Source organism: Nocardia sp. NBC_00508 (assembly GCF_036346875.1).
Lineage (GTDB): Bacteria > Actinomycetota > Actinomycetes > Mycobacteriales > Mycobacteriaceae > Nocardia.
Genome location: NZ_CP107852.1, coordinates 994,008 through 1,020,019 on the forward strand (window position 1 = coordinate 994,008; position 26,012 = coordinate 1,020,019).

17 protein-coding genes, 3 rRNA genes and 1 pseudogene are annotated in these 26,012 nt (G+C 66.8%); 1 reads left to right on the top strand and 20 read right to left on the bottom strand.

The window, feature by feature from the left end; all coding sequences use genetic code 11:
• Nucleotides 1-5: 5 nt before the first annotated feature.
• The 8 genes from scpB to steA all read right to left on the bottom strand — a co-directional run bounded on the left by scpB (nucleotide 6) and on the right by steA (nucleotide 9,527).
• Entirely contained in the window at nucleotides 6-662 is a 657-nt protein-coding gene (gene scpB, locus OHA40_RS04325) for an SMC-Scp complex subunit ScpB (RefSeq protein WP_330231776.1), read from the bottom strand.
• Nucleotides 663-699: 37 nt separating this feature from the next.
• Nucleotides 700-1,566: a segregation and condensation protein A gene (locus tag OHA40_RS04330; protein ID WP_330234039.1), complete on the bottom strand. Its 867-nt coding sequence runs from the start codon at nucleotides 1,564-1,566 to the stop codon at nucleotides 700-702.
• A gap of 665 nt (nucleotides 1,567-2,231) precedes the next feature.
• Nucleotides 2,232-3,152, bottom strand: coding sequence for a ParA family protein (locus OHA40_RS04335; RefSeq protein ID WP_442944025.1), 921 nt, complete (start codon nucleotides 3,150-3,152; stop codon nucleotides 2,232-2,234).
• A gap of 514 nt (nucleotides 3,153-3,666) precedes the next feature.
• Nucleotides 3,667-4,620, bottom strand: coding sequence for a site-specific tyrosine recombinase XerD (gene xerD, locus OHA40_RS04340; RefSeq protein ID WP_330231777.1), 954 nt, complete (start codon nucleotides 4,618-4,620; stop codon nucleotides 3,667-3,669).
• A gap of 6 nt (nucleotides 4,621-4,626) precedes the next feature.
• Nucleotides 4,627-5,340, bottom strand: a complete 714-nt coding sequence (locus OHA40_RS04345) for an NUDIX hydrolase (protein WP_330231778.1) — start codon at nucleotides 5,338-5,340, stop codon at nucleotides 4,627-4,629.
• Nucleotides 5,341-5,415: 75 nt separating this feature from the next.
• On the bottom strand, nucleotides 5,416-7,137 hold the full coding sequence (locus OHA40_RS04350) for a CTP synthase (protein WP_330231779.1): 1,722 nt from the start codon (nucleotides 7,135-7,137) through the stop codon (nucleotides 5,416-5,418).
• Nucleotides 7,138-7,357: 220 nt separating this feature from the next.
• Nucleotides 7,358-8,302 (bottom strand): copper transporter, encoded by a 945-nt coding sequence (locus OHA40_RS04355; protein ID WP_330231780.1) that lies wholly within the window; start codon nucleotides 8,300-8,302, stop codon nucleotides 7,358-7,360.
• Nucleotides 8,303-8,315: 13 nt separating this feature from the next.
• The gene (gene steA, locus OHA40_RS04360; protein WP_330231781.1) at nucleotides 8,316-9,527 is read right to left on the bottom strand and encodes a putative cytokinetic ring protein SteA; all 1,212 of its coding nucleotides are present in this window, start codon (nucleotides 9,525-9,527) and stop codon (nucleotides 8,316-8,318) included.
• A gap of 481 nt (nucleotides 9,528-10,008) precedes the next feature.
• On the opposite strand from steA, the gene OHA40_RS04365 reads away from it, so the two are divergent.
• The gene (locus tag OHA40_RS04365) at nucleotides 10,009-10,431 is read left to right on the top strand and encodes an SRPBCC family protein (RefSeq protein WP_330231782.1); all 423 of its coding nucleotides are present in this window, start codon (nucleotides 10,009-10,011) and stop codon (nucleotides 10,429-10,431) included.
• Between the two features lie 9 nt (nucleotides 10,432-10,440).
• Here OHA40_RS04365 and recN read toward each other — a convergent pair whose 3' ends face one another.
• From recN to OHA40_RS04425, 12 genes and pseudogenes are all read right to left on the bottom strand, one after another.
• Nucleotides 10,441-12,225 (bottom strand): DNA repair protein RecN, encoded by a 1,785-nt coding sequence (gene recN / locus OHA40_RS04370; protein ID WP_330231783.1) that lies wholly within the window; start codon nucleotides 12,223-12,225, stop codon nucleotides 10,441-10,443.
• Complete coding sequence (locus OHA40_RS04375; protein ID WP_330231784.1) at nucleotides 12,203-13,162, bottom strand: NAD kinase; 960 nt, start codon at nucleotides 13,160-13,162, stop codon at nucleotides 12,203-12,205. Before OHA40_RS04375 ends, recN begins: the two co-directional genes overlap by 23 nt.
• Complete coding sequence (locus OHA40_RS04380) at nucleotides 13,159-13,980, bottom strand: TlyA family RNA methyltransferase (RefSeq protein WP_330231785.1); 822 nt, start codon at nucleotides 13,978-13,980, stop codon at nucleotides 13,159-13,161. Before OHA40_RS04380 ends, OHA40_RS04375 begins: the two co-directional genes overlap by 4 nt.
• 1 nt (nucleotide 13,981) lies before the next feature.
• Nucleotides 13,982-14,290, bottom strand: coding sequence for a hypothetical protein (locus tag OHA40_RS04385; protein WP_330231786.1), 309 nt, complete (start codon nucleotides 14,288-14,290; stop codon nucleotides 13,982-13,984).
• A 13-nt stretch (nucleotides 14,291-14,303) separates the two neighbouring features.
• Entirely contained in the window at nucleotides 14,304-15,194 is an 891-nt protein-coding gene (locus OHA40_RS04390) for an HAD-IIA family hydrolase (RefSeq protein WP_330231787.1), read from the bottom strand.
• A gap of 594 nt (nucleotides 15,195-15,788) precedes the next feature.
• Nucleotides 15,789-16,583 (bottom strand): annotated as a pseudogene (locus OHA40_RS04395) (tetratricopeptide repeat protein); the annotation flags it as partial.
• Between the two features lie 934 nt (nucleotides 16,584-17,517).
• Nucleotides 17,518-17,634, bottom strand: a 5S ribosomal RNA gene (rrf, locus tag OHA40_RS04400).
• Nucleotides 17,635-17,782: 148 nt separating this feature from the next.
• Nucleotides 17,783-20,898: ribosomal RNA gene (locus OHA40_RS04405) — 23S ribosomal RNA — on the bottom strand.
• Nucleotides 20,899-21,229: 331 nt separating this feature from the next.
• A 16S ribosomal RNA gene (locus OHA40_RS04410) occupies nucleotides 21,230-22,748 on the bottom strand.
• The 16S, 23S and 5S rRNA genes sit together here, the layout of an rRNA operon.
• Nucleotides 22,749-23,280: 532 nt before the next feature.
• Nucleotides 23,281-24,570: a tyrosine--tRNA ligase gene (gene tyrS, locus OHA40_RS04415; protein ID WP_330231788.1), complete on the bottom strand. Its 1,290-nt coding sequence runs from the start codon at nucleotides 24,568-24,570 to the stop codon at nucleotides 23,281-23,283.
• A 112-nt stretch (nucleotides 24,571-24,682) separates the two neighbouring features.
• Nucleotides 24,683-25,315, bottom strand: coding sequence for a DNA-3-methyladenine glycosylase (locus tag OHA40_RS04420; RefSeq protein ID WP_330231789.1), 633 nt, complete (start codon nucleotides 25,313-25,315; stop codon nucleotides 24,683-24,685).
• A gap of 122 nt (nucleotides 25,316-25,437) precedes the next feature.
• Nucleotides 25,438-25,614 carry a low temperature requirement protein A gene (locus tag OHA40_RS04425; RefSeq protein ID WP_330231790.1) on the bottom strand — a complete coding sequence of 59 codons (177 nt, stop codon included), beginning with the start codon at nucleotides 25,612-25,614 and terminating at the stop codon, nucleotides 25,438-25,440.
• Nucleotides 25,615-26,012: the final 398 nt, after the last annotated feature.

A 26,012-nucleotide genomic window follows, 5' to 3' on the forward strand; every position in this document is an offset into this window, starting at 1 on the left:
TCCTGTCACTCTTCGGTGCCGAGGTCCAAATCGGCCTCGGCGGGTTTTTTCAACCTGGTGTAACGCGGGTCCGTCTCCAGGCTCTCGTTGATCTCGTCGATCAGGTCGACGCCCGGAAGCAGGGGCGCCAGCGGCGGCAGGTCGCTCAGCGACGCAAGGCCGATCCGTTCCAGGAACAGCTCGGTCGTGCAGTACAGCGTCCCGTTGGTTTCCGGATCGACGCCTGCCTCGGCGATGAGTCCCCTGGCCAGCAGCGTGCGCATCACCCCGTCGACGTTCACGCCGCGCACCGCGCTGACCCTGGTCCTGGTCACCGGCTGACGGTATGCCACCACCGCCAGCGTTTCCAAAGCCGCCCGGGTCAGTTTCGATCGGGTGCCATCGAGCAGCATCCGCTCCACATACGGCGCGTACTCGCTGCGAGTATAGAAGCGCCAACCGTCACCCACGAAACGCAGATCGATGCCGCTGGACCGTGCGGCCAGTTCGGCTGACATCGCACGCACTGTGCTCTCCACCCGCTCCGCGGTATCGCCGAGGGCGGCCGCCAGCTGGTCCACCGGGGCCGGAACGTCGACCACGAGGAGCATGGCTTCCAGCGCCGAGCGGAATTCGGCGTCGTCGAGCGGCTCCGGAGTGAGATCCGCCACTGCCTCGGTCACGACCGCACCTCGCCGCGGGTCCGCGCGCTGCGCTGGCTCACCCGTAGTCCTCCTCGATAGTCACGGTGTCCGCCTGTTCCGCGGCCTCGTCGCCGATCCAGCTGACCGACAGCGGACCGAGTGGATCGGGCTGGTCGAACTCGATCGTCTTGCCGCGGTACAGCTCGAGCAGCGCCAGGAAGCGGGCGACGATCTGGACGGGGACCTCGCAGTCGGCGACCAACTCGCCGAACGAGGTCCACGCACCCGCGCCGCGCTGTTTGAGCTGTTCCAGCACCAGCGCCGCTTGCTCGGCCACCGAGATCGCGTGCGTGTGCAGATGGTCGAGCCCGACCTTCGGCACCGGGCGGGGCCGGAAGGCCGCCGCGGCGATCGCGGCGAACTCTGCCGCCCCGACACCCAGCGTAACCTCGGGCAGCAGATCGGCGTAACGCTCCTCCAAGCCGACCGCGCGAGGGTAGCGGCGCAGCGCGGCGGCTTCCAGCTCGCTGAGCAGTTCGGCCACCTGCTTGAAGGCGCGATACTGCAGCAGCCGGGCGAACAGCAGGTCGCGAGCCTCCAGCAGTTCGAGGTCTTCGGCGTCGGTCATCTCGCCGGACGGCAGCAGGCGCGCCGCCTTGAGATCCAGCAGCGTGGCGGCGACGACCAGGAATTCCGTGGTCTGGTCCAGGATCTTGTCCGCGCGCAAGGTGTTCTGCCGCGCCATGTTCGCGGTCATCGCCTTCGTGTAGGCGATGAACTCGTCGGTGACCTTGTGCAGCGCCACCTCGGTGACGTCCAGTTTGCGCGAGCTGATCAGGGTGAGCAGCAGATCGAAAGGACCCTCGAAGTTGCTCAGGCGCAATCGGAATCCGGACGGCTGCGCCTCCGCCTCTTGTGGAGAGTCCCCCGGTGGGTCACTCACCGGAACCTCGGGTCGCTCGGCCGCTCGCCGCCGATCGGCCGGTGCGTCGCTCGCCGGACCCTCCGGTTCGTCAGCTTGCACCGGATCACCCAGCCCGGCAGCCACCGCAACCTCTGCCCGGTCAGCCGCTTGCGCCGGATCACCCAGCCCGGCACCCACCGCAGCCTCACCTCGGTCGGGCACTTGCGCCGAGTCATTCGGTGTGACGTTCTCGGCGGCCTGCGGGCGATTCTCCCGCGCGCCGCGCGCGGGAACCTCGGGTTCGTCCGGCGCGAAAGCGGACGAATTGCCTTGTTCCGCAGGGATATCAGGAGCGGCCGGGGTGTACGGTGCGGGTGTGGTCAGAGGCGATTCGTCCGGAGAAGCGCCTGTACCGGTCTGCAGGGGCGCTGCAGACGCCTCCGCCTCCGCGCTGGAGGGGATACCGGCCGGATCCGAGCGTCGTGCGACCGCACCGCGGCCCGCCGCGATATACGCGGCGGCGGCGTTCCCGAGCGCGGGAGGGTTCCCGGCAGCAGCGGGTCGCGGGCGCGTGGGTTCGTCGCCGACGCCCGGAGTACCGGCATCACCTGCACGGTCGTCGGGCGAGGGCGTGGCACCGGCCGCGGAAGACCCCTGGCCGGATGAGTTGTCGGTGGATTCAGACGAGGGGCCGGAGCGGCCGATCACCGGCCCGACCGGTGGATGACTTCCCGTGCCATCGACCGATACGCTTCGGCTCCACCGGATTTCGGCGCCCACGTGGTGATGGGCTCGCCTGCGACGCTGGCGTCCGGGAAACGGACGGTGCGCGAGATCGCGGTGTCGTAGACCAGGTCACCGAACACCTCGACCACACGCGCCATGACCTGGCGGGAATGCAGCAGTCGAGCGTCGAACATGGTGACCACTATTCCGTACAGGCTCAGCCTCGGGTTCAGCCGGTCCCGCACTTTCTCCACCGTGTCGTTGAGCAGCGCGAGTCCGCGTAGCGAGAAATACTCGCATTCCATCGGGATGATCACGCCGTCCGAGCAGGCCAGTGCGTTGACGGTGAGCAGGCCGAGCGAGGGCTGGCAGTCGATGAGGATGTAGTCGTAGCGGTTGCGCACCGGCTCCAGCGCGCGTCCGAGCGACTGTTCCCTGCCCACCTCGTTCACGAGCTGGATCTCCGCGGCGGACAGATCGATATTGCTCGGCAGCAGATCCAGGTTCGCGACGCGGGTCGGCATCAGCACGTCGTCGATGGACACCTTGGAGCCGATGAGCAGGTTGTGCACGGTCGAGTCGAGATCGTGGTGGGCAACGCCGAGTCCCGCCGACAGCGCGCCCTGCGGGTCCAGGTCCACCAGCAGCACGCGGCGGCCGTATTCGGCCAGTGCGGCGCCGAGATTGATGGTGGAGGTGGTCTTGCCCACCCCGCCCTTCTGGTTGCACATGGCGACGATCAGGGCGCTACCGTGCTGACCCACCGGCGGCGGGTCCGGCACCAGCCGCAACGGTCGGCCCGTCGGGCCGAGCGTCGCGTCCTCCGGGACCGGCTCCACCCCGGTGCCCCACAGCGTTTCCGCCGCGGCGTCCGAGTACGGACCCGGTCGCGGGCCCATAAGCGGCTCCGCCCCAGCACCCATCGGCGGCTCTGCCGCGCCGGCTGTCGTCACGATCCGCTGCTCCTTATACGTTCCTGCCGGTTGCCTCGCCGAGCGTAGCGAGGCCGATCAGTGCCCGACCTCGCTTTCGTACGGTCCAGCTCTCGATAGACGCTACCGCTTGACGGCACTCGAGTGCCGCGCCTGCGCGCGGCGTGTTCGCGCCGCGCTGGTCAGCGCCATTGCGGGCCACCGTCGAAATGAACGTCGAACCGGTGGTGCACGTCGTTCATGCTGTTCCCAGTCCGCCTCCCCGCGCGCGATCCGGCCGAGTCGCCGGAAGTATTCGAAGCGGACGATACCCGGTGTGCGGGCGGCCGGGAACACTGGAGCGGCATTGTCCGGCACCGGAATCCGGAGTCACCGGCGAAACACTCCCACACCTGCGGCCAGCAGAACGCACCGTTCTCGCCGCTGGGCGAATGCGGTCTGCGGACAGCTCTTCGAGTTCGGGACAACCGCAACGTACCCGTCAACGAGCGCGAGGATGCGCGGTGGCCCAGACTTCCCGCAGGGTGTTGACCGTGACCAGGGTATAGATCTGGGTCGTGGTCACCGAGGCGTGCCCGAGCAGTTCTTGCACGACACGGACATCGGCCCCGCCGTCGAGCAGGTGGGTGGCGAAAGAGTGGCGCAGCGTGTGCGGCGACACCGCTGCCGCGATACCCGCGCGTTCGGCGGCGGTGCGCAATACCTGCCACGCGCTCTGCCGGGACAGGCGGGCGCCACGGGCGTTCAAGAACAGCGCTCCGGCGTTGCCCTTTCCACGCGAAACGAGCATCGGCCTCCCCCGCACCAGGTAGGCGTCCACGGCGGCGAGGGCGGGGCGCCCGATCGGCACCACGCGGTGCTTGCCGCCCTTGCCGCGCAGCACGACCGCCCGTTCGCCGGTGTCCAGATCGTCGACGTCCAACCCGACCATCTCGGAAATCCGGGCGCCGGTGGAGTAGAGCATTTCCAGCAGCGCCCGATCGCGCAGGCCACGCGGCCCACCGTCCGCACCCGCCGCGGCGTCCCGGTCATCCGCGGCTCCACCACCCGACGCTTCCAGCAACCGCAGTACCTGGTCGTAGGGCAGCGCTTTGGGCAGCCTGCGACCTGGCGTAGGCGGCTTGACGGCGTGCGCGACGTCGGTTCCGGTCAGCCCCTCGGCCGCCGCGAAACGATGCCATCCGCGCACCGCGATCAACGCGCGGGCCACCGAACTCGCCGCGAGCGGAGGGTGCGGGCCTTCGCCCGAGCGCAGCCTCACGGTGAACTCGGCGACATCGGACTCACCGACCTGGTCGAGCGAGCCGATGCCGCGCCCGTTCAGGAAGTCGAGGTAGCGACCGAGGTCGCGCCGATAGGCGGCGAGGGTGTTGGGCGCGAGGCCACGCTCGACGGCGAGGTGGTCGAGATAGGTGTCGAGCTCGCGGGCGAGCACAACCGCTCAGTCTTCGGACTTCCGCTCCGCCTGGCGGCGGAGCAGCGCGGTGGGCTGTCCCGGCCACGGCACGTCCGGCGGACGCAGCTGCGCGCCGCCCGCCCGCGCGGCCGCCAGCGCGAGCACGCCCGCGACCGCGGTGGCGTTGACGATCTCGCCGGCCAGCGCCGCCCGCACGGCCGCGTCCACCGGCATCCGGACCACTTCGAGGTCGGCCTCTTCCAATTCCGGCTCCGGCCGCTCGGTCTCGAACAGATCCCGCGCCAGGTACACCCGCAACGCTTCGTCGGTGAAACCCGGCGAAAGCACCACATCCACCAGCACCGACCACTCCCGTGCGGCCAGCCCGGTTTCCTCGGCCAGCTCGCGCTGCGCGGCCAGGAGCGGGTCCTCGTCGGGCAGATCGAGCAGACCGGCCGGCAGCTCGAGCAGCCGTGCCCCGATCGGGTGGCGGTACTGGTTGATCAGCACCACGTTGTCGTCGTGATCGATCGCGGCGACGGCGACGGCGCCGTGATGCTCGATCACCTCGCGCTCGACCACCCGCCCACCCGGCATCGACACCTGGTCGAGCCGCAACGCCAGGATGGCGCCGCTGTAGACGGTCTCGCTGGATACGACCTCGAATTCGTGGCTGCCCGGCTCGGCAGCGCCCCCGGCAGCCGCGGCCTGGTCGGCAGGCGTGGCCTGGTCGGACAGCGTGGCCCGGTCGTCGGTCATGCTGCGACCCTATCGGCAGGAGCGGACACTCCCCGCTGACGAGGAGTTCCGCCCGCGGGCCCGCCCCACATGCCGCTACGCCTTTTCCGTCGCACCTGCGAGTTCTTCGCCGGGAATGTCCACCGGAAGCCGTTCTGCCGCCTTGTATTTCAGCGCGGCCGAGATCAGCGCCGCGAACAGCGGGTGCGGCCGGGTCGGGCGGCTCTTCAGCTCGGGGTGTGCCTGCGTGGCGACGAAGAACGGATGCAGGTCGGCGGGCAGCTCGACGAACTCGACCAGATGTCCGTCCGGCGAGATGCCGCTGAACGCCAAACCACTCTCGGCGATCTTGTCGCGGTAGGCGTTGTTCACCTCGTAGCGATGACGGTGCCGTTCCGAGACGTGCTCGCTGCCGTAGGCCTGGGCGACGACCGAGCCCTTCGCCAGGGTCGCGGGGTAGGCGCCGAGGCGCATGGTGCCGCCGAGATCGGCCTCACCGGCCACGGCCTGTTCCTGGTCGGCCATCGTGGAGATGACGGGATGCGGTGTGTCGGGCTCGAATTCGGCGGAATTGGCCTCCGTCAGGCCCACCGAGCGCGCCGCCTCGATCACCACGCACTGCAGGCCGAGGCACAAGCCGAGCAGCGGGATCCCGCGGGTGCGCGCGTAGTGGATCGCGCCGACCTTGCCCTCGATGCCGCGGATGCCGAATCCGCCGGGAATCAGCACGGCGTCGACGTCACGCAGCGCCTGCTGCGCGCCCGAAGGGCTCTCGCACTCGTCGGAGGGCACCCAGCGGATGTTCACCTTCGCCCGCGAGGCGAACCCGCCCGCGCGCAGGGCCTCGGTGACCGAGAGGTAGGCGTCGGGCAGGTCGACATACTTGCCGACCAGCGCGACCTCCACCGTCTCGCGCGGCGAGTGCACCCGATCGAGCAGGTCGCCCCACACGGTCCAGTCCACATCGCGGAACGGCAGCCCGAGCCGGCGCACCACGTAGGCGTCCAGGCCCTCCCGGTGCAGCACGCGCGGAATGTCATAGATGGATCGCGCGTCCGGGGTGGAGATGCAGGCGTCGACCTCGACGTCGCACATCAGGGCGATCTTGCTCTTCAGCGACTGCGGGACCTCCCGGTCGCAGCGCAGGATCAGCGCGTCGGGCTGGATACCGATATTGCGCAGCGCGGCCACCGAGTGCTGGGTCGGCTTGGTCTTCAGCTCGCCGGAGGGGGCGAGGTAGGGCACCAGCGACACGTGCAGGAAGAAGACGTTGTCCCGGCCGACATCGTGGCGGATCTGCCGGGCGGCCTCCAGGAACGGCTGCGACTCGATGTCGCCGACGGTGCCGCCGATCTCGGTGATCACCACATCGGGCGTCTGCCCCTGCAGATCCGGACCGCGCATCGCGAGGATGCGGTTCTTGATCTCGTCGGTGATGTGCGGGATCACCTGCACCGTGTCGCCGAGATATTCGCCGCGGCGCTCCTTGGCGATGACCGACGAATAGATTTGCCCGGTGGTCACATTCGCGTCCCGGGACAGGTCCCGGTCGAGGAAGCGCTCGTAGTGGCCGACGTCCAGATCGGTCTCCGCGCCGTCTTCCGTCACGAACACCTCGCCGTGCTGGAAGGGGTTCATGGTGCCGGGATCGACGTTCAGATACGGGTCGAGTTTCTGCATCGTGACGCGCAGCCCACGCGCCGTCAGCAGCTGCCCGAGGCTGGAGGCGGTAAGACCTTTACCCAATGAGGAGGCGACACCACCGCTGACGAAGATGTGCTTCGTGGCCGTTCGCGCCTGAATCCGTGTTTGACCCACGGGTCTTCACGGTAACACGAATCCGCCCGTCCGTTCGAATGCCACGCACGTTTGCCCGCCGATCGCCGGACGGTAGTTCAGAGCACACGGACCCCGACTGTGAAGCGGGTCGCCACAGGGCCCGCAGACGCATTGTCGTGCGGTGCCGCCCTGGCACCGAAACAATCCATCGAGCGGAATCCCGCGGTAGGACCTCGACCGCCGCGCACGCGACGGCTACTCAGCCCGGCAGGGCGGCCAGGGTGAGCGAGGTGGCTTTGGCGCCGGTGCCGTAGCGGCCCGCACCGCCGTTGAGCTGTTCGCCGAGCGCGAGGACCGTGGTGACGCGGGCGATGTCACGTTCGAGATTGTCGACGGTGCTGACCTGGGCGGCGAGCGCGGCGTCGGCGCGCACGACGGCGATCGGCCCCGCTCCCTCCGCGGCGCCGGCGCGGCCGGCCAAGACCACGCCGGAACCGCGTCCGCGCAGGGCGCCCGCGAAGCGCGCGGTATTCGCGCCCCTGCTGTCCCTGGCCGCGTCGGCGCCGTCTCCGGTGACCACCACGGCGAGCTGCGCCGGACGGACCGGCGTCTCGCCGTAGGCGAGGAACCCGCCGCCGCGCAGGGTCTCCAGCACCAGCCCGAGTTCGTCCGGGGTGCTCCGCGGCTGCCCGTTGGCCGGGTCGAGCAGCAGGACCAGGCCGAGCAGATCGCCGGCCATGCTGCCCTGATCGACCGCGCCGGTCCGCAGCTGCGCCCCCGCCGGGATCACATTCGTGAGGGCGGTGCGCATCCGGTCCCCCTCGGTCGCGTCGACGAAAGCGTCGGTGAACGCGATCCGGCCGGTCACGCTCGCACCGGAGGTCTCGAGCGCTGTCGTCACCGCGTCGACATCGCCGGGATCGGCGTCCGGGGTCGTGAACACGACAACGCCACGGTCGGCGAGGGCGCCGCCGAGGATGCGGTCCGACGACCCGGCGATGAACCGGTCGGCGGACATGGCCTGATCCGCGAGCCGCCGGTTCTGTTCGGTGAGTGTGTCGACCTGCTGCCGCAGATCGGTCTTGTCCGCCCGCAATCCGGACAGCCAATCGGCGGCGAGCGTCTGCGAGCCGAGCACCACGCCGATGGCGAGGGCGAGAAAGATCGCGGCGATCGAGGTGGCATGCTGGCGCAGCGAAATCATCGTTCTCCCTCGGCTATTCCCACGAACCGACGCGTGCCTGCGCCCAGAGGGCGAAGCGATTCCAGCTGTCGACGGCCCAGTCCATGACATCCGCGCCGCGGTTGGACGCCAGCAGTACGACGATCACCGCGACCAGCGCGGCGAGCACCACCAGCGCAACGGCGATACCGGACACCCGGTTGCGATACAGCGTGGCGACACCCTTCGCGTCCATCAGCTTGGTCCCGACCTTGAGCCGGGTCAGGAACGTGGCCGGAGCGCTGCCGCGACGGCCGCGATCGAAGAAGTCGTCGAGCGAGGCCGCAGCGCCCGCGACGACGATCAGCGCCGCGCCGTGGTGGTCGGCGAGCAGCAGCGCCAGATCGGCCGCCGAGCCCGAAGAAGGAAAGGTCGTCGCACCGATGCCGAGATCCTGGATGCGTTCCAGGCCTTTGGCGTGGCCGTCGGTGTCGGCGGGCAGGATCACCTCGGCGCCGCACTTCATAGTCGCGGAGGTGATCTCGTCCGGGTCGCCGACGATGACGTCGGGCCGGTACCCCCGCCTCCTGAGCGTGTCCGCGCCACGGCCGACGCCGATCAGGATGGGGACGTACTCCTTGATGAACGGCTTGAGCCGCTGCAGGTCCTCGGCGTGGTCCGGGCCGTCGGCGACGACCACCACGTGCCGCTGCTTCATCACCAGCTGCAGCTCCGGCACGCCGAAGCCGTCGATGAGCAGCGCGCTCTCGGTGCGGATGAACTCGATGGTGTTTCCCGCGAACGCCTCCAGATGATCGGCCAGACCGTTGCGCGCCTCGACCATCCGCTCCGCGATGGCGGACTCGGTGAGCTCGATGCCCTCGACGAGGACCTCCGGCTCCTTCTTGATCAGCTTGTCGGCGTAGACGACACCCTCGTCGATCCGGACCCGCACGCCGTCCTTGATCTTGCTGAACGCATCCGAACTCACCGTGTCCAGCAGCAGAATTCCGTTGGCCGCCAGCGCTTCCGGGCCCAGATTGGGATAGCGGCCGGAAATGGACGGCGAGGTGTTGATCACCGCGGCCACGCGGGCTTCGACCAACCGGTCGGCGGTCATCCGGTCGAGGTCCATCTCGTCGAGCACGACGACGTCACCCGGGCCGATCCGCCCCAGCAGTCGCCGGGTGTTGCGATCCACCCGGGCTGTCCCGATCAGACCGGGCAGCGTTTCGGTGTTCCTCGACAACAGCGCCAGCATCTTCATGGCGCCGATAATGGCGGCAAACTCTCAACCTTTGGTGGAGGCGCGCCGTTTCCTGCATCGCATTCCGCATCGTGCGGCGTCCCGGCAATGCGTCTCGCAGGCGTGTTTCACGACGCGACACAGGTTCCGAAACCGGTGCCCACTTCCGCAGTGCGCACACTCTTGCCTGTTCAGGACGTATAGCCCGGCAGAGTACGTTGTATCACCCGGAACGCCGGCCGTATATCGTGCCGACACAACCGCCGTTTGCGACAAGCGACGAAAGCACCTCCCTTTGTTCTCGCCCACGAACATCTCCGGCCCGAGTTCGACACGCAGCGAACAGGCCGCTACCCATCTGGGGCAGCTCGAGATTCCGACGCGCATCCGCCAGGCAGACCGATAACGATCGCCCGCGATTGTGATGCGGACAACTCGATCACCGAGCGCCGCGCGGTGTACCTATATGCTGCCGGTCACAGGTAACTCGCAGAGGAGAACCATGGCCAGCACCACTGTCGACGCCGTCATTCCCGCCCCGCGCGAGGTCGTGTACCGGCTCTTCGCCGACCGCGAGAGCCTCAACGCGCACCTGCTGCCGGTGCAGATCAAGCTGACCAAGCCCGGCCTGACCGAACGGGAAGGCGTCGGCGCCCAGCATCTGGTCGGTATCGGCCCGGTCGGCGTCACCGAGGAGATCACCGAGCTGGTGCCGGGCGAGCGGATGGAATACAAGGTCGTCAAGGGCGCGCCGGTGAAGCGGCACGTCGGCATCGTCACCTTCGCCGACGCCGACAACGGGACCCTGGTCTCCTACACGATGGAATCCGACCCCAAGCTTCCCGTGCCGTCCAAGGTGGTGGAGTTCGGTCTGAAGAACCTGATCGATGTGCTCATCAAGGGCGCGCAGAAAGCGGTGCGCTGATCGAGGTGGTCAGCGCGTCACCGCCTCGGCGCCCGCTTTCTCGGCGCGTGCCGTCGCCAGCAGTTCCTCCGCGTGCGCCCGGCCGGTCTCGGTGTCGTCGAGACCGGCCAGCATGCGGGCCAGCTCGATCACCCGCTCGTCGTTGGTCAGCGCGCGAACGCCGCTGTTGACCGTGCCCTTCCCGTCATCGGACTTGTCGACCACCAGGTGGGTATCGGCGAACGCCGCGACCTGCGGAAGGTGGGTCACCACGATCACCTGGTGGGTCCGCGCCAGCCGAGCCAGCCTGCGACCGATCTCGACTGCGGCCCGGCCCCCGACGCCTGCGTCGACCTCGTCGAACACCATGGTCGCCCCATGATCGGAGCTGGCGAGCACCACCTCGAGCGCCAACATCACCCGGGACAACTCACCGCCGGACGCGCTCTTGCTCAACGGCAGCGACTGCGCACCCGAATGCGCCGACAGGCGGAGTTCGACCTCGTCGATGCCCGACGGACCAGCGTGCAACTCCTGCCCGTCGACGGTGAGCGGCGCCGCGTCCTGGGGTCCCGCCGGCAGCGGCCGCACCTCGACCTCGAGACGCGCTTTACCCATCGCGAGACCACCCAGCTCGGCGCTCACCGCGGCCGCCAGTTTGCCCGCCGCTTTGGTTCGCGCCGCGCTCAGCTTCTTCGCCGTCTCGCGCACCCGCTCGGCGGCGGTGTCCACCTCGGCGGCCAGCTTGGCCAGCGCCTCCTCGGAGACGTCGAGTGAGCCGCGCCGGGTGCGTGCCTCGTCCGCCCAGGCCAGGACGCCGTCGATGTCGGGTGCGTACTTGCGGGTCAGCGTCTTCAGTTCGGCCTGCCTGGTGAGCAGCGAATCCAAGGCTCCCGGGTCGGAAGGCAGATCCGAGAGATAACCGCTCAGCTCGGCGGCCACATCCACCACCACGGCGATGGCATCGGCCAGGCGCGGTGTGAGGGCGGTCAGCGCGGGATCGTCGGCCGCTTCGATGCGGGCGCGCGCGGCGCCGAGCGATTCCAGTGCGCCGGAGGCGTCTTCGGGCGCGTCGGCCGGTCCGGCCAGCGCGTCATGTGCGGTGGCCGCCGCCTCGCGCAACGAGTCCAGGTCGCTGAGCCTGCGGACCTCGTCGACGATGCGCACGTCCTCGCCGGGTTCGGGTGCGATGGCATCGATTTCCTTCAGGGAATGCTCGAGCCGTTCGGCCTCGAGCGCCAATTCCCTACTGCGCGCGGTGCGTTCGACCAGTTCGGCGCGGGCGTCGAGCAACGATCGGCGCTGCGCCCGGTACTTGCGCAGCAGCGGGCCCACCGCGTCGGCGGCGAACTGGTCCAGCGCGGACAACTGCTGGTCCGGGCGCTGCAAACGCAGCTGGTCGTTCTGGCCGTGCACGGTCAGCAGCGGCGTGGTGAAATCGGCGAGCACCGAGGCGGGCACGCCGCGTCCGCCCAGATGCGCGCGAGAACGTCCGTCACTGCCGACCGTGCGGATCGCGATGATGCTGCCGTCGTCGTCCTGCTCGGCCGCGGCCGCTTCGAGCACCTGCGCGACTTCGGTGCGGGCGGCGTCATTGACGTCCTCGACGGTGAACCGGCCCTCCACGACGGCACGGGCGGCGCCGAGGCGGACCCGGCCCGCGTCCGCGCGCGCACCGCTGAGCAGATGCAGACTGGTCACCACCATGGTCTTGCCCGCGCCGGTCTCGCCGGTCAGGCAGGTCAGTCCGGCATGGAACTGCGCGGTCGCCGTGGAAATGACGCCAAGACCGTCAATCCTGATCTCTGTCAGCACTTGTGCTCTCCGTTCGCCGTCGGCCACGCCAGCCGGTCACGGGCAATTGGAACTTGCGCACCATCCGGTCGGCGAACGGTGCGGAGTCCAGCCGCACCCAGCGCACCGGTTCGGCGCCGCGTACCGCCTCCACTCGTCCGCCGCTGGGCAGTGCGAGCGTGCGCCTGCCGTCCAGGAAAACTATCGCATCGTGTCCGGTGGCCACCGATTCGACCGCGATTCGGGAATCCGGGCTGGTCACCAGCGGCCGCGCGAACAGGGCATGGGCGTTGCTCGGAATCACCAGCAACGCTTCGAGTTCCGGCCACACCACCGGCCCGCCCGCGGAGAAGGCGTAGGCGGTCGATCCGGTCGGTGTGGCGAGCAGAATGCCGTCACAGCCGAATGCCGACACCGGCCGTCCGTCGACCTCGAGCACCACTTCCAACACGCCCATGCGGGAGGCATTCTCGATGCTCGCCTCGTTCAATGCCCAGCCGCTCTCGACCACTTCGTCGTCGACCCGGACGGTGAGGTCGATGGTCATCCGATGCTCGATCCGGTAGTCGCGCCGGACCACGTGTGCGAGTGCCTCGTCCAGATGCTCGGCCTCGGCTTCGGTGAGAAACCCGATGCGGCCCAGGTTGATTCCGAGCACCGGCACCGCCGCGGGACGCGCCAGCTCGGCGGCGCGCAGGAAGGTCCCGTCGCCACCGAGCACGAGCACCATCTCACAGCCGACCGCCGCCTGCGGGCCGTGCTCGACCACGCGCACCGGGTAGCCGCCCGGCTCGGCCTCGAATCGAGTGCTGTCCGCCTCGTCGGCGAGCACTCGCAAGCAGATGCCCGCGTCCGCGAAGATCTTGGCCACTCGGTGGGCGGTCTCGATGATCTCCGCCCGCCCCGGATGCGACACCAGCAAGATCTCCCGGCCGCAGGGCTGGGCCGGCGCGTTCACTGTGGACCCTCCTCAACCGCACGCTCGACCAGCGTCGCCACCAGCTCGCGGTCGTATTCGAACTGCCCGTCGTTGCGCAGCCACAAGAAGTATTCGACATTGCCGGACGGACCCGGCAGCGGGCTCGCCACCACGCCGACGGTTCGCAGGCCGAAGCCCGCGGCAGCCGCCGCGACCGTGCCCACCGCTTCGGCACGCAGCGCGGGATCGCGCACGACGCCACCGGAACCGACCCGCTCCTTGCCGACCTCGAACTGTGGTTTCACCATCGGCAGCAGGTCCGCGCCCGGGGCCGAGCAGGCCGCCAACGCGGGCAGCACCAGGCCCAACGAGATGAAGGACAGGTCCCCCACCACGAGTTCGACCGTGCCGCCGATCGTTTCGGGCGTCAGATTGCGCACGTTGGTGCGGTCGATTACCCGCACGCGCTCGTCGTTGCGCAGGCGCCAGACCAGCTGCCCGTAACCGACATCCACCGCCACCACCTCCCGCGCCTCCCGCGTCAGCAGCACGTCGGTGAAACCACCGGTCGACGCGCCCGCGTCCAGGCAACGCTTGCCCGCGACGGACAACCCCTCCGGCTCGAACCGCTCCAGTGCGCCGAGCAGTTTGTGTGCCCCGCGCGAGGCCCAGGACACCTCGTCGGGCTCCTCGCGCACCACCAGCGGCGTGCGCGCCTCGACGGCGGTCGCCGCCTTGACCGCGACCGAACCCGCAATCAGGACGCGGCCCGAGCCGATCAGCTCGACCGCGTGCTCTCGCGATCGCGCCAATCCGCGGCGAACCAGTTCCGCGTCCACCCGCGTGCGTCTGGCCACCTCAGATCTTGTCCACCGTGGCCAGTGCCTGTACGAGCACGTCATGCGCCTGCTCCAGGATGCGAGCGCGCCGGGTGATGTCGACCCCGGCTTCGGCGCTGTCGGGCGCGGGCGCGGCCGCACTCCAGCCGGGTCGGTCGAGTTCGGCGAGCAGACTGTCCACGTCGTCGCGGATCCGATCCGGATCGGCCGGCTCCGGGGGTCCTTGCGCACCCGGCAGATGCTGCCCGGGCACCGGGGCGCCCGGGCGGGGACCATGCCCACCAGCGGGAGTTCCGGGACCGTTCGGACGGGGCGTAGGAGTAGTCATCGTGGAGTCAACGCTATCGGATTTCCGAACCGGACGCGCGGACCGTCACAGCTCGTCCCGGGTGACGCCGAAGGGCCTCGGCGAGGTGGGCATCCGGCCCGGCGTCGACGGGTGTGTGATTGAGAGCGTCGAGCGAGTCGGAAAGATAGGTCGGGATCCGCTCGTCCGGAGCCTCGCGCAGCTCGTCCAGGGTGCTGACACCGGTCAGCACCAGCAGCGAGTCGAGGCCGACGCGGTTGGCGCCCTCGATGTCGGTGTCGAGGCGGTCGCCGACCACCAGCGCGCTGCGGGAGTTCGCCCGGACCAGCGCGTCCTCCAGCAGGGGCGGGTACGGCTTGCCCGCAACGACCGGCTCCCGATCGGAGGCGGCGCGCAGGGCGGCGACCATCGCACCGTTGCCCGGCGCGAGGCCACGTTCGTTCGGCAGAGTCTTGTCGGTGTTCGCGGCGACCCACAGCGCGTCCGCGCGCAACGCGTAGGCGGCTTCGGCCAGATCCGGCCAGGCGGTATGGGGTGAATGGCCCTGCACCACCGCGGCGGGCGCGTCGCCGTTGAAGCGGCGGATCGAGCGCAGCCCGACCGCGTCCACCTCGGCGGCCAGATCATCGGTGCCGACGACCAGCACCTGCGCACCCTGGTCGAGTCGCTCGGCCAGCAGCCGCGCGGCTGCCTGGGCGCTGGTCACCACGTCATCGGCGGACGCGGGAAAGCCGAGCTCGGCCAAATGGGCGGCCACGACCGCCGGTCCCCTGCTGGCATTGTTCGTGACGTACACCAGTCGTTGGGCCGCCTCCCCCGTCGCGGTCAAGGCCTTCGGCGCGCCCTCGATCACCTCGTGCCCGCGATACAGCGTGCCGTCCAGATCCAGCAGTAGGGCCCGGTAGCGATCCCGTAGTCGCTTCACACCACTCTCACTCCGTGTCACCGATCGGCGCTGTGCCGACTCGCATACCGCCGGGCTCTCCGGCAGCACAACCGCCCGGCGAGTCCGAGACACTCGAACATTACGCCAGATGACAGACCGGTAAGACGTGGGATCAACCACTCCGACAGCCGGGATCGCAAGGGCGACAGAACGCTTCCGTAGGGACGGCACCGGCGCGGCAGCATCAACGCTCGCGAGGGGCCGGCTCGACAGAGTGCCTCGTAATCAGTGCCGTCCCACCAGCAGGCACGCGACACCCCCGCTGGGCGCGACCGTGCTGCCCGGCGGTCAAAGAGAGCTTTCGTAGGGATGGCACCGGCGCGGCAGCAACCCTCGCGAGGGGCCGAGGCCGACTCGACAGAGCAGCTCGTAATCAGTGCTGTCCCACCAGCAGGCACGCCATGCCCCGGTGGGCGCGAGCGTGCTGCCCAGCGGTCAGAAGAGCGCTTCCGTAGAGATGGCACCCGCACAGCACGCTCGAAAGGGCCGACTCGACAGAGTGCCTCATGATCAGTGCCGTCCCGCCAACGGGCACGCGACGCCCCCGCTGGGCGCGACCGCGCTGCCCAGCGGTCAGTGGTCGATGTCGCCGGTCAGTTCGGCGGCGCGCTCTTCTGCGTCGGTTTCGCCGTCCAAGTCGGCCGACGCGGCGTTGAGGAACCAGGTGAGGCCCTCGTCGGTGCGTCCGGCGGCGACCAAGGCGTCGGCGTAGGCGTAGAAGAGGCGGGCCGCTGCCGAACCGGTGCGGGACGGGTCGAGATCCGAGGTTTGCAGGGTCACGACGGCTTGGTCGTATTGGCCGAGGTCCATCCGCGCACCCGCGACGACGATGCGCAATTCGGTGGCCTCGTCCCCGCGCAGTGCACGGCCCTCCTCGCTGCGGCCGAGCTCGATCGCGCGTTCGGGGCGGCCGAGACCACGCTCGCAGTCGGCCATCACGGCCAGGAGACCGGAACCACCGGACATCCGGCGCGCGGTGCGCAACTCCGACAGCGCCTCCGCCCATTCACCGGCGTGGTAGGCCACGACACCCGCGGTCTCGCGCACCACGGCAATCCGCCCCGCACGCTGCCGAGCGGCCCGAGCATGCGCGAGTGCCAGAGCAGGATCGTCATCGACGAGCTGCACGGCCATCACAAGGTGGCGCGCAACCGTCTCCGCATTGCCTTTGTCCAAGCTGAGCAGGTCACGCCGCACGACAGGATCGAGGTCGGTGGCTTGCACGTCGTCCGGCAGATCCGGCTCCTCCGGCCGCGGTGGACGCCGGTCGAGCGGGCGACCGCCGCCCACACGGGCGCCTTCGCCGCCACGACGACGATCCTGCGCCGCGTCACCGCGCGGTGCCCGCTCGTCACGATCCGCCCCACCATGCCGCGCACCGGCATCCGAGCCGGTGCGGCGCCGATCGCCCGAGTCATCGCGCCGACGGAAACCGGACTCGCCCCGCGCTGCGGCATCGCCGCGATCATCGGCGTCGCGGCGGCGCGTGAAACCGCCGCGACCGCCCGGCTCGCCACGGCGGGCATCGCTCCGCTCGCCGCTGTCGTCGCGCCGACGGCCGAATCCGCCACGGGATTCACCGCGATCGAAACCACCGCGGCCACCGGACTTTTCACTACCGCGGAAGCCGCCGCGCGACTCGTCGCTCCGCTCCCCGGAATCGCCCCGGCGCTTGAAGCCGCCACGCTCTCCGGAATCCTCGGAGCGTTTGAACCCACCCCGATCTCCCCCGCCAGCGCCCCGCGCACCGGAATCGTCCCGGCGCTCGGATCCGCCTCGCCTCGGCCCCTCGCCTCCGCGGCGGAAGCCACCAGCGGCACCGCCTCGGTCACCGGATTCCTGGCGTCCGAATCCACCGGACGAGCCACCTCGCTGGTCAGAGCGGCCGCGCTCACCGGCGTCACCGCGGCGGTCGAACCCGCCCTGGGTGTCGCGCCGCTGGAATCCACCACGTTCCGAGGAATCGTCGCGTCGGCCGTGGCCGCCCGATTCGCCGCGTCGTGCGCCGCCCCGCTCCCCGGAATCGTCCCGGCGGTCGTGTCCGCCGCCACGTCGGCTCGTGTCTCGGTTGTCGCCGCGCCGGCCGGACCCGGAGTCGGGAGCGCCACGCCGGAAGGGCTTCCGATCGTCGTTTTGTTCCGGCACGGTGCTCCCTTTCTGGATTTCGAGAAAATCGGTTGGACCCACAGATTCAATCACGTACCCGCGGTGGGGCGCGGGCACGGCAATTTCGCCCGAGCACTACTCGGTGCTCAAACGCAGATAGGGGACCCAGATTCTGGGTCCCCTATCGTGAAGGATGTTCCGGCGGTGTCCTACTCTCCCACACCCTGTCGAGTGCAGTACCATCGGCGCTGGCAGGCTTAGCTTCCGGGTTCGGAATGGGACCGGGCGTTTCCCTGCCGCTATGGCCGCCGTAACTCTATGAAACTATCCACACCACACAACCCCGACCACACACCCGGAAATATCCTCCCCCAATGTGTGGGGGTCGACCCGGGTGGGGTCCGGCAGCGGTGTCTGTGTGTTGTTTCAGATACCGCACAGTGGACGCGTAGCAAATCTTTGTTGGTAAGTCCTCGGCCTATTAGTACCGGTCACCTCCACACGTTACCGTGCTTCCAGTTCCGGCCTATCAACCCCATGGTCTGTAGGGGGCCTTAACCACTCGAAGGTGGTGAGAAACCTCATCTTGGAACAGGCTTCCCGCTTAGATGCTTTCAGCGGTTATCCCTTCCGAACGTAGCCAACCAGCCATGCCCCTGGCGGGACAACTGGCACACCAGAGGTTCGTCCGTCCCGGTCCTCTCGTACTAGGGACAGCCTTCCTCAAGTTTCTGACGCGCGCGGCGGATAGAGACCGAACTGTCTCACGACGTTCTAAACCCAGCTCGCGTGCCGCTTTAATGGGCGAACAGCCCAACCCTTGGGACCTACTCCAGCCCCAGGATGCGACGAGCCGACATCGAGGTGCCAAACCATCCCGTCGATATGGACTCTTGGGGAAGATCAGCCTGTTATCCCCGGGGTACCTTTTATCCGTTGAGCGACACCGCTTCCACATGCCGGTGCCGGATCACTAGTCCCGACTTTCGTCCCTGCTCGACCTGTCAGTCTCACAGTCAAGCTCCCTTGTGCACTTGCACTCGACACCTGATTGCCAACCAGGCTGAGGGAACCTTTGGGCGCCTCCGTTACATTTTAGGAGGCAACCGCCCCAGTTAAACTACCCACCAGGCACTGTCCCTGAACCAGATCATGGCCCGAGGTTAGAAGTCCAATACGACCAGAGTGGTATTTCAACGACGACTCCACGAACACTGGCGTGCCCGCTTCACAGTCTCCCACCTATCCTACACAAACCGTACCGAACACCAATACCAAGCTATAGTGAAGGTCCCGGGGTCTTTTCGTCCTGCCGCGCGTAACGAGCATCTTTACTCGTAATGCAATTTCGCCGAGTCTGTGGTTGAGACAGCAGAGAAGTCGTTACGCCATTCGTGCAGGTCGGAACTTACCCGACAAGGAATTTCGCTACCTTAGGATGGTTATAGTTACCACCGCCGTTTACCGGGGCTTAAATTCTCAGCTTCGCACCCCGAAGGGCGCTAACCGGTCCTCTTAACCTTCCGGCACCGGGCAGGCGTCAGTCCGTATACATCGTCTTACGACTTCGCACGGACCTGTGTTTTTAGTAAACAGTCGCTTCTCTCTGGTCTCTGCGACCACACCCAGCTCCGGATGCAAGATCCATCACCAGGCCTGGTCCCCCTTCTCCCGAAGTTACGGGGGCATTTTGCCGAGTTCCTTAACCACAGTTCTCTCGATCGCCTCGGTATTCTCTACCTGACCACCTGTGTCGGTTTGGGGTACGGGCCGTGTACCAACTCACTAGAGGCTTTTCTCGGCAGCATAGGATCACTGAATTCGCCTCAATCGGCTACGCATCACCTCTCAGGCACATGCTGTGCGGATTTACCTACACAACGCCCTACCGGCTTACACCAGGTATTCCATCACCTGGCCCAGCTACCTTCCTGCGTCACCCCATCGCTTGACTACTACACCCAGGATCCCATGCAGCCCCCTCAGGTCTCCCGAAGGAGATCCGTCCGGTTTTGGATGGTTAGCACAGATGATTCGCCATTGGGCGCGGATACACGGGTACGGGAATATCAACCCGTTGTCCATCGACTACGCCTGTCGGCCTCGCCTTAGGTCCCGACTCACCCTGGGCGGATTAACCTGGCCCAGGAACCCTTGGTCATTCGGCGGACGAGTTTCTCACTCGTCTTTCGCTACTCATGCCTGCATTCTCACTCGCACAGCCTCCACCACTAGGTCACCCTGTGACTTCCCTGGCTGCACGACGCTCCCCTACCCACCCCAACAGCTGCCCCGAAGGGAACCGAACGTTGGAGTGCCGCGGCTTCGGCGGTGTACTTGAGCCCCGCTACATTGTCGGCGCAGGATCACTTGACCAGTGAGCTATTACGCACTCTTTCAAGGGTGGCTGCTTCTAAGCCAACCTCCTGGTTGTCTCAGCGACCCCACATCCTTTTCCACTTAGTACACGCTTAGGGGCCTTAGCCGGCGATCTGGGCTGTTTCCCTCTCGACTACGAAGCTTATCCCCCGCAGTCTCACTGCCACGCTCTCACACACCGGCATTCGGAGTTTGGCTGACTTCGGTAAGCTTGTAGGCCCCCTAGGCCATCCAGTAGCTCTACCTCCGGCGTGAAACACGTGACGCTGCACCTAAATGCATTTCGGGGAGAACCAGCTATCACGGAGTTTGATTGGCCTTTCACCCCTACCCACAGCTCATCCCCTCAGTTTTCAACCTAAGTGGGTTCGGGCCTCCACAACATCTTACTGCTGCTTCACCCTGGCCATGGGTAGATCACTCCGCTTCGGGTCCATGATGTGCGACTCAGAACGCCCTATTCGGACTCGCTTTCGCTACGGCTACCCCACACGGGTTAACCTCGCCACACACCGATGACTCGCAGGCTCATTCTTCAAAAGGCACGCCATCACCCCACCCCGAAGGGAAGGCTCTGACGGATTGTAAGCGCACGGTTTCAGGTACTATTTCACTCCCCTCCCGGGGTACTTTTCACCTTTCCCTCACGGTACTAGTCCGCTATCGGTCACCAGGGAGTATTCAGGCTTACCGGGTGGTCCCGGCAGATTCACAGCAGATTTCACGGGCCCGCTGCTACTCGGGCACCCACTACAACAGAGCACGCATTTTCGTCTACGGGATTCTCACCCTCTACGACAGGCCGTTCCAGACCACTTCAACTAACACGCACTTTTCTGACTGTTGCCCACCACGGCAGTGATAGGAAAGTGAGCCCCACTACCCCAGACAGACAACGACTGCCGTCTATCACATCTACCTGGTTTAGCCTCATCCGCTTTCGCTCGCCACTACTCACGGAATCACAATTGTTTTCTCTTCCTGTGGGTACTGAGATGTTTCACTTCCCCACGTTCCCTCCACACACCCTATATATTCAGATGCGGGTAACACGACATCACTCGTGCTGGGTTTCCCCATTCGGACATCCTCGGATCTCAGCTCGGTTGACAGCTCCCCGAGGCTTATCGCAGCCTCCTACGTCCTTCATCGGCTCCTGGTGCCAAGGCATCCACCGTACGCTCTTAAACACTTACTAACAAAGATGCTCGCGTCCACTGTGCAGTTCTCAAACAACACACAAGACCAAACCCTGACTCAGCACCAGCCGGAACCAAAAATCCCGCGGTATGACTGAAGATCCAGCCTCGTCGTCTATTTGCCTAGAAAGAACGTCTGTTCTCTCAGGACCCAACAGTGTGTCGACTACATCCCCGAACCGGAAACACCGAAGCTTCCGATCATTCCGAGGCACATGTCAGCGTTCCACCCATGAGCTCCCGCCGGAAGACGACTGCTTCCGAAACGGTCTCTGCCACCCAGCGTTTACCATCCCACCTGTGTGGGTGCCGGTGGAGAATGCTCCTTAGAAAGGAGGTGATCCAGCCGCACCTTCCGGTACGGCTACCTTGTTACGACTTCGTCCCAATCGCCGATCCCACCTTCGACGGCTCCCTCCCACAAGGGGTTAGGCCACCGGCTTCGGGTGTTACCGACTTTCATGACGTGACGGGCGGTGTGTACAAGGCCCGGGAACGTATTCACCGCAGCGTTGCTGATCTGCGATTACTAGCGACTCCAACTTCACGGGGTCGAGTTGCAGACCCCGATCCGAACTGAGACCGGCTTTAAGGGATTCGCTCCACCTCACGGTATCGCAGCCCTCTGTACCGGCCATTGTAGCATGTGTGAAGCCCTGGACATAAGGGGCATGATGACTTGACGTCGTCCCCACCTTCCTCCGAGTTGACCCCGGCAGTCTCCTGCGAGTCCCCGCCATTACGCGCTGGCAACACAGGACAAGGGTTGCGCTCGTTGCGGGACTTAACCCAACATCTCACGACACGAGCTGACGACAGCCATGCACCACCTGTACACCAACCACAAGGGAAACCCCATCTCTGAGGCTGTCTGGTGTATGTCAAACCCAGGTAAGGTTCTTCGCGTTGCATCGAATTAATCCACATGCTCCGCCGCTTGTGCGGGCCCCCGTCAATTCCTTTGAGTTTTAGCCTTGCGGCCGTACTCCCCAGGCGGGGCGCTTAATGCGTTAGCTACGGCACGGATCCCGTGGAAGGAAACCCACACCTAGCGCCCACCGTTTACGGCGTGGACTACCAGGGTATCTAATCCTGTTCGCTACCCACGCTTTCGCTTCTCAGCGTCAGTTACTGCCCAGAGACCCGCCTTCGCCACCGGTGTTCCTCCTGATATCTGCGCATTTCACCGCTACACCAGGAATTCCAGTCTCCCCTGCAGTACTCAAGTCTGCCCGTATCGCCTGCAAGCTCACAGTTGAGCTGTGAGTTTTCACAGACGACGCGACAAACCGCCTACAAGCTCTTTACGCCCAGTAATTCCGGACAACGCTCGCACCCTACGTATTACCGCGGCTGCTGGCACGTAGTTGGCCGGTGCTTCTTCTACAGGTACCGTCACTCACGCTTCGTCCCTGTCGAAAGAGGTTTACAACCCGAAGGCCGTCATCCCTCACGCGGCGTCGCTGCATCAGGCTTTCGCCCATTGTGCAATATTCCCCACTGCTGCCTCCCGTAGGAGTCTGGGCCGTGTCTCAGTCCCAGTGTGGCCGGTCGCCCTCTCAGGCCGGCTACCCGTCGTCGCCTTGGTAGGCCATTACCCCACCAACAAGCTGATAGGCCGCGGGCCCATCTCGCACCGATAAATCTTTCCACCCACCAGCATGCACCGGCAGGTCATATCCGGTATTAGACCCAGTTTCCCAGGCTTATCCCGAAGTACGAGGCAGATCACCCACGTGTTACTCACCCGTTCGCCGCTCGTGTACCCCGAAGGGCCTTACCGCTCGACTTGCATGTGTTAAGCACGCCGCCAGCGTTCGTCCTGAGCCAGGATCAAACTCTCCGTTGAAGACTCACAACCACACCCCCAAAAGGGTGCAATCAAAAGTATCTAAACTAGAGTCCGAAAACCCAGCAAAACAATCGCCAGCAAAAATAGCTGACAAAAATGCCCGACCCTCCACACGGGGGGTGAAGAGCCGGAACCAAAAACATTTGGCACTGACATTCATCGACACACTATTGAGTTCTCAAAGAACACACGCACAAAGATTCGATCCGGGCTATCCGGATCTCCTCTGGGGCAACTTTCCCAGCCTAACCACGATCCCGAGCGAAGTCAAGTCCGATCGGTCTATCCGATTGCGCTGGCTTGTCAGGCGCCCTCGTCCGACCTCGTTTCCCGGTCCCTCCGCTCGGCTTCCGCCTCGCTTCTCGGCTCCGGGTTGGTGTCCGTGTCGCTCTGACCTGGAATAAGTTACGCGGCGGAAAACGCTACGTCAAATCGCCTGAACACCAGGGTGTTTCCGCAGGTCAGAGCCACGCACCCATGGTGACGGCCAGCTTGAATCACATTGATGTGATTCAAGCCACCGCCATCTTCACGCACCTGCCCGCAGAACCCCGGCGAGGTTCTTCTTGCCGCGCCGCAGCACGAGCCAGCGCCCGTGCAGGTAGTCGGTGTCGGCGGGAGTCCACTCGAGGTCGGAGATCTTGGCGTTGTTGACCGAAGCCCCGCCTTCGTTCACCGTGCGCCGCGCGGCGCCGCGGCTCTCGCAGAGGCCGGTCGCGACGAGCAGATCCACGATGGTGTCCGGCTCGCCGGGCTCGAGCCGCGCGACCTCTCCGTCGATAGCGGCCTCGCGCAGCGCGGCGCCGAGCGTGGCATCGTCGAGGTCGCGCAGCTCGCCGCGGCCGAACAGTGCCTGACTGGCCAGCTGTACCGCACGGGTGTTCGCCTCGCCGTGCACCAGGGTCGTCATCTCCGCGGCGAGCCTGCGCTGCGCCTCCCTGGCGTGCGGGCGCTCGGCGGTCGCCTTCTCCAGCTCGTCGAGTTCCTCGCGGGACAGGAAGGTGAACCAGCGCAGGTAGCGCACCACGTCGGCGTCGGCCGTGTTCACGAAGTACTGGTACCAGGCGTAGGGACTGGTCATCTCCGGGTCGAGCCACAGGCTGCCGCCGCCGGTGGACTTGCCGAATTTCTTGCCGTCGGCCGAGGTCACCAACGGGACGGTCAGCGCGTGCACGGACGCGGCGTCGACGCGGCGGTTGAGTTCGACGCCCGCGATGATGTTGCCCCACTGGTCGGAGCCGCCGACCTGCAGCGTGCAGCCGTAATTGCGGCGCAGCTGCAGGTAGTCGTTGGCCTGCAGCAGCATGTAGCTGAACTCGGTGTAGGAAATGCCCTCGCCGTCGAGGCGCCGCTTGATGGTGTCGCGAGCCAGCATGACGTTCACCGAGAAGTGCTTGCCGATGTCGCGCAGGAAGTCGACGACGGTCAGCGGGCCGGTCCACTCCATGTTGTCGACGATCACCGCTCCGGTCCGCGAATCGTCGAGGTCCACGAAGCGCTCCAGCTGGGAGCGGATCCGCTCGGCCCACTCCGCCACGGTGTCGGTCGAGTTCATGGTCCGCTCGCCGACGTCGCGCGGGTCGCCGATCAGCCCGGTGGCGCCGCCCGCCAGCACGATGGGGCGATGGCCCGCGCGCTGGAAACGCGTCAACGCGAGCAACGGAACCAGATGGCCCGCGTGCAGGCTGGCGGCGGTGGGATCGAAGCCGGCATACAGGGTCAGCGGCCCGGCAGCCGCCGCCGCACGCAAGGCATCCAGGTCGGTGGACTGCGCGATCAACCCGCGCCAGGTCAGTTCGTCGATGATGTCGCCGCTCACGCTGTCCTATCTTTCCGCATGAGGTCTGCGGTCCCGTGTGCGCCTCAGTGTCGTCACGCGACGCGCCGCAGGTCGAGCGATTTTCCGCGTGCATCGCTCCTTCGCGCGGTGGTCATACCGACTTCGCGACCGACAGCGGCGCACGCGGACTGCGCCGGTAGACCGATACTGCCCGGGAATCGGGTAGCCAGAACCGCCACGGCACATCCGCCGCGCTGCTGACACCCACTCGGGGACCACTGGCGATCGCGGCGGACTCGACCGGGCCGTTCAACTCCAGCTGGATCGGGGACGAGGGATCGAACAGCGCGGTTCCGTAGTCGCTCAACGCGATTCCCAGCGCGGTACCGAGATTGCCTGGGCCACGGGCCAAGACGAGATCGGAACGGGCGCCCGGACGCCGGGCTCGCACCGTCTCCAGCCCGTCGATCACCTCGCCCGAGCGGATCAGCACGGCGCTGGCCGTCCCGTCCGGTCCGCTGGTCACGTTCACGCAGGTGTGCATTCCATAGCTGAGGTAGACGTACAGCACTCCGGCGGGCCCGAACATCACGCCGTTGCGCTTGGTACGCCCGCGCCCGGAATGCGAGGCCGGGTCCGGCCACGGCCCCGCCGGGTCTCCCCCATAGGCCTCGACCTCGACGATGCGCACCCCGACCGGCCCCGACCGCAGAGTTGCGCCGAGCAGACGCCGGGCGGCGGCGGGCGGTTGGACAGCGAGTTCTTCAGCGGACACGACCGCCATTCTCCTCGACGGGCGCGACCGGCGCGCAGCCGCTCGAAGCCGGACCGGCGTCCGATCTGCGCCACACGCTCAGTAGTACGTACCGAGCTCGCCTGCGCGCAGCGTGACCAGGTCGTCGGCGATCACCGCCGCGGGCCGACCATCAGCCAGGTCCGCCGGGCCGTGCTGTTCGGCGCGACCTCGTTGGTGAGCCAGACGTCGCCGGAGTACATCCACCAGACCACCCCGAACAGCAGCGCCACCTGGGCGAGCGCCTGCCACCCGGGGTGATGGGTGTAGAGCCCGCAGCTGCCCGCCATCGGCAGACAGTTCCGCGCTCTGGTTGATCACGGCAGGAGCCCAGAGCGGGCGGCGATGCGCCAACCGGCCCGATCGTGCTGCGTCACCCGAGGGTTTCGGTGCCCATGAGAGGCCCTTCAGCTTGTACGGGTTCACTTGGAACCGCAGATTCTGGATCCGTCCGATGTCGTAGGTGAACGCGATGTTCGGTATTCATGGCTGGTACTCCAATGGTCGGGTCACCGAGACAGGGTTCGCGGGATGGTGACGACCATGGGACAAACGACCGGCCGGGACGTGACACTCGCGAATGTGTCCTGAGTCACGTCCCGCGGGGCGCCGCACACCCTGACCGCTGCGGCGCGGGCATCAGGGCCGGACCGGGGAGGAAATGGGGACGCTCCCGGATGTGGAGTGG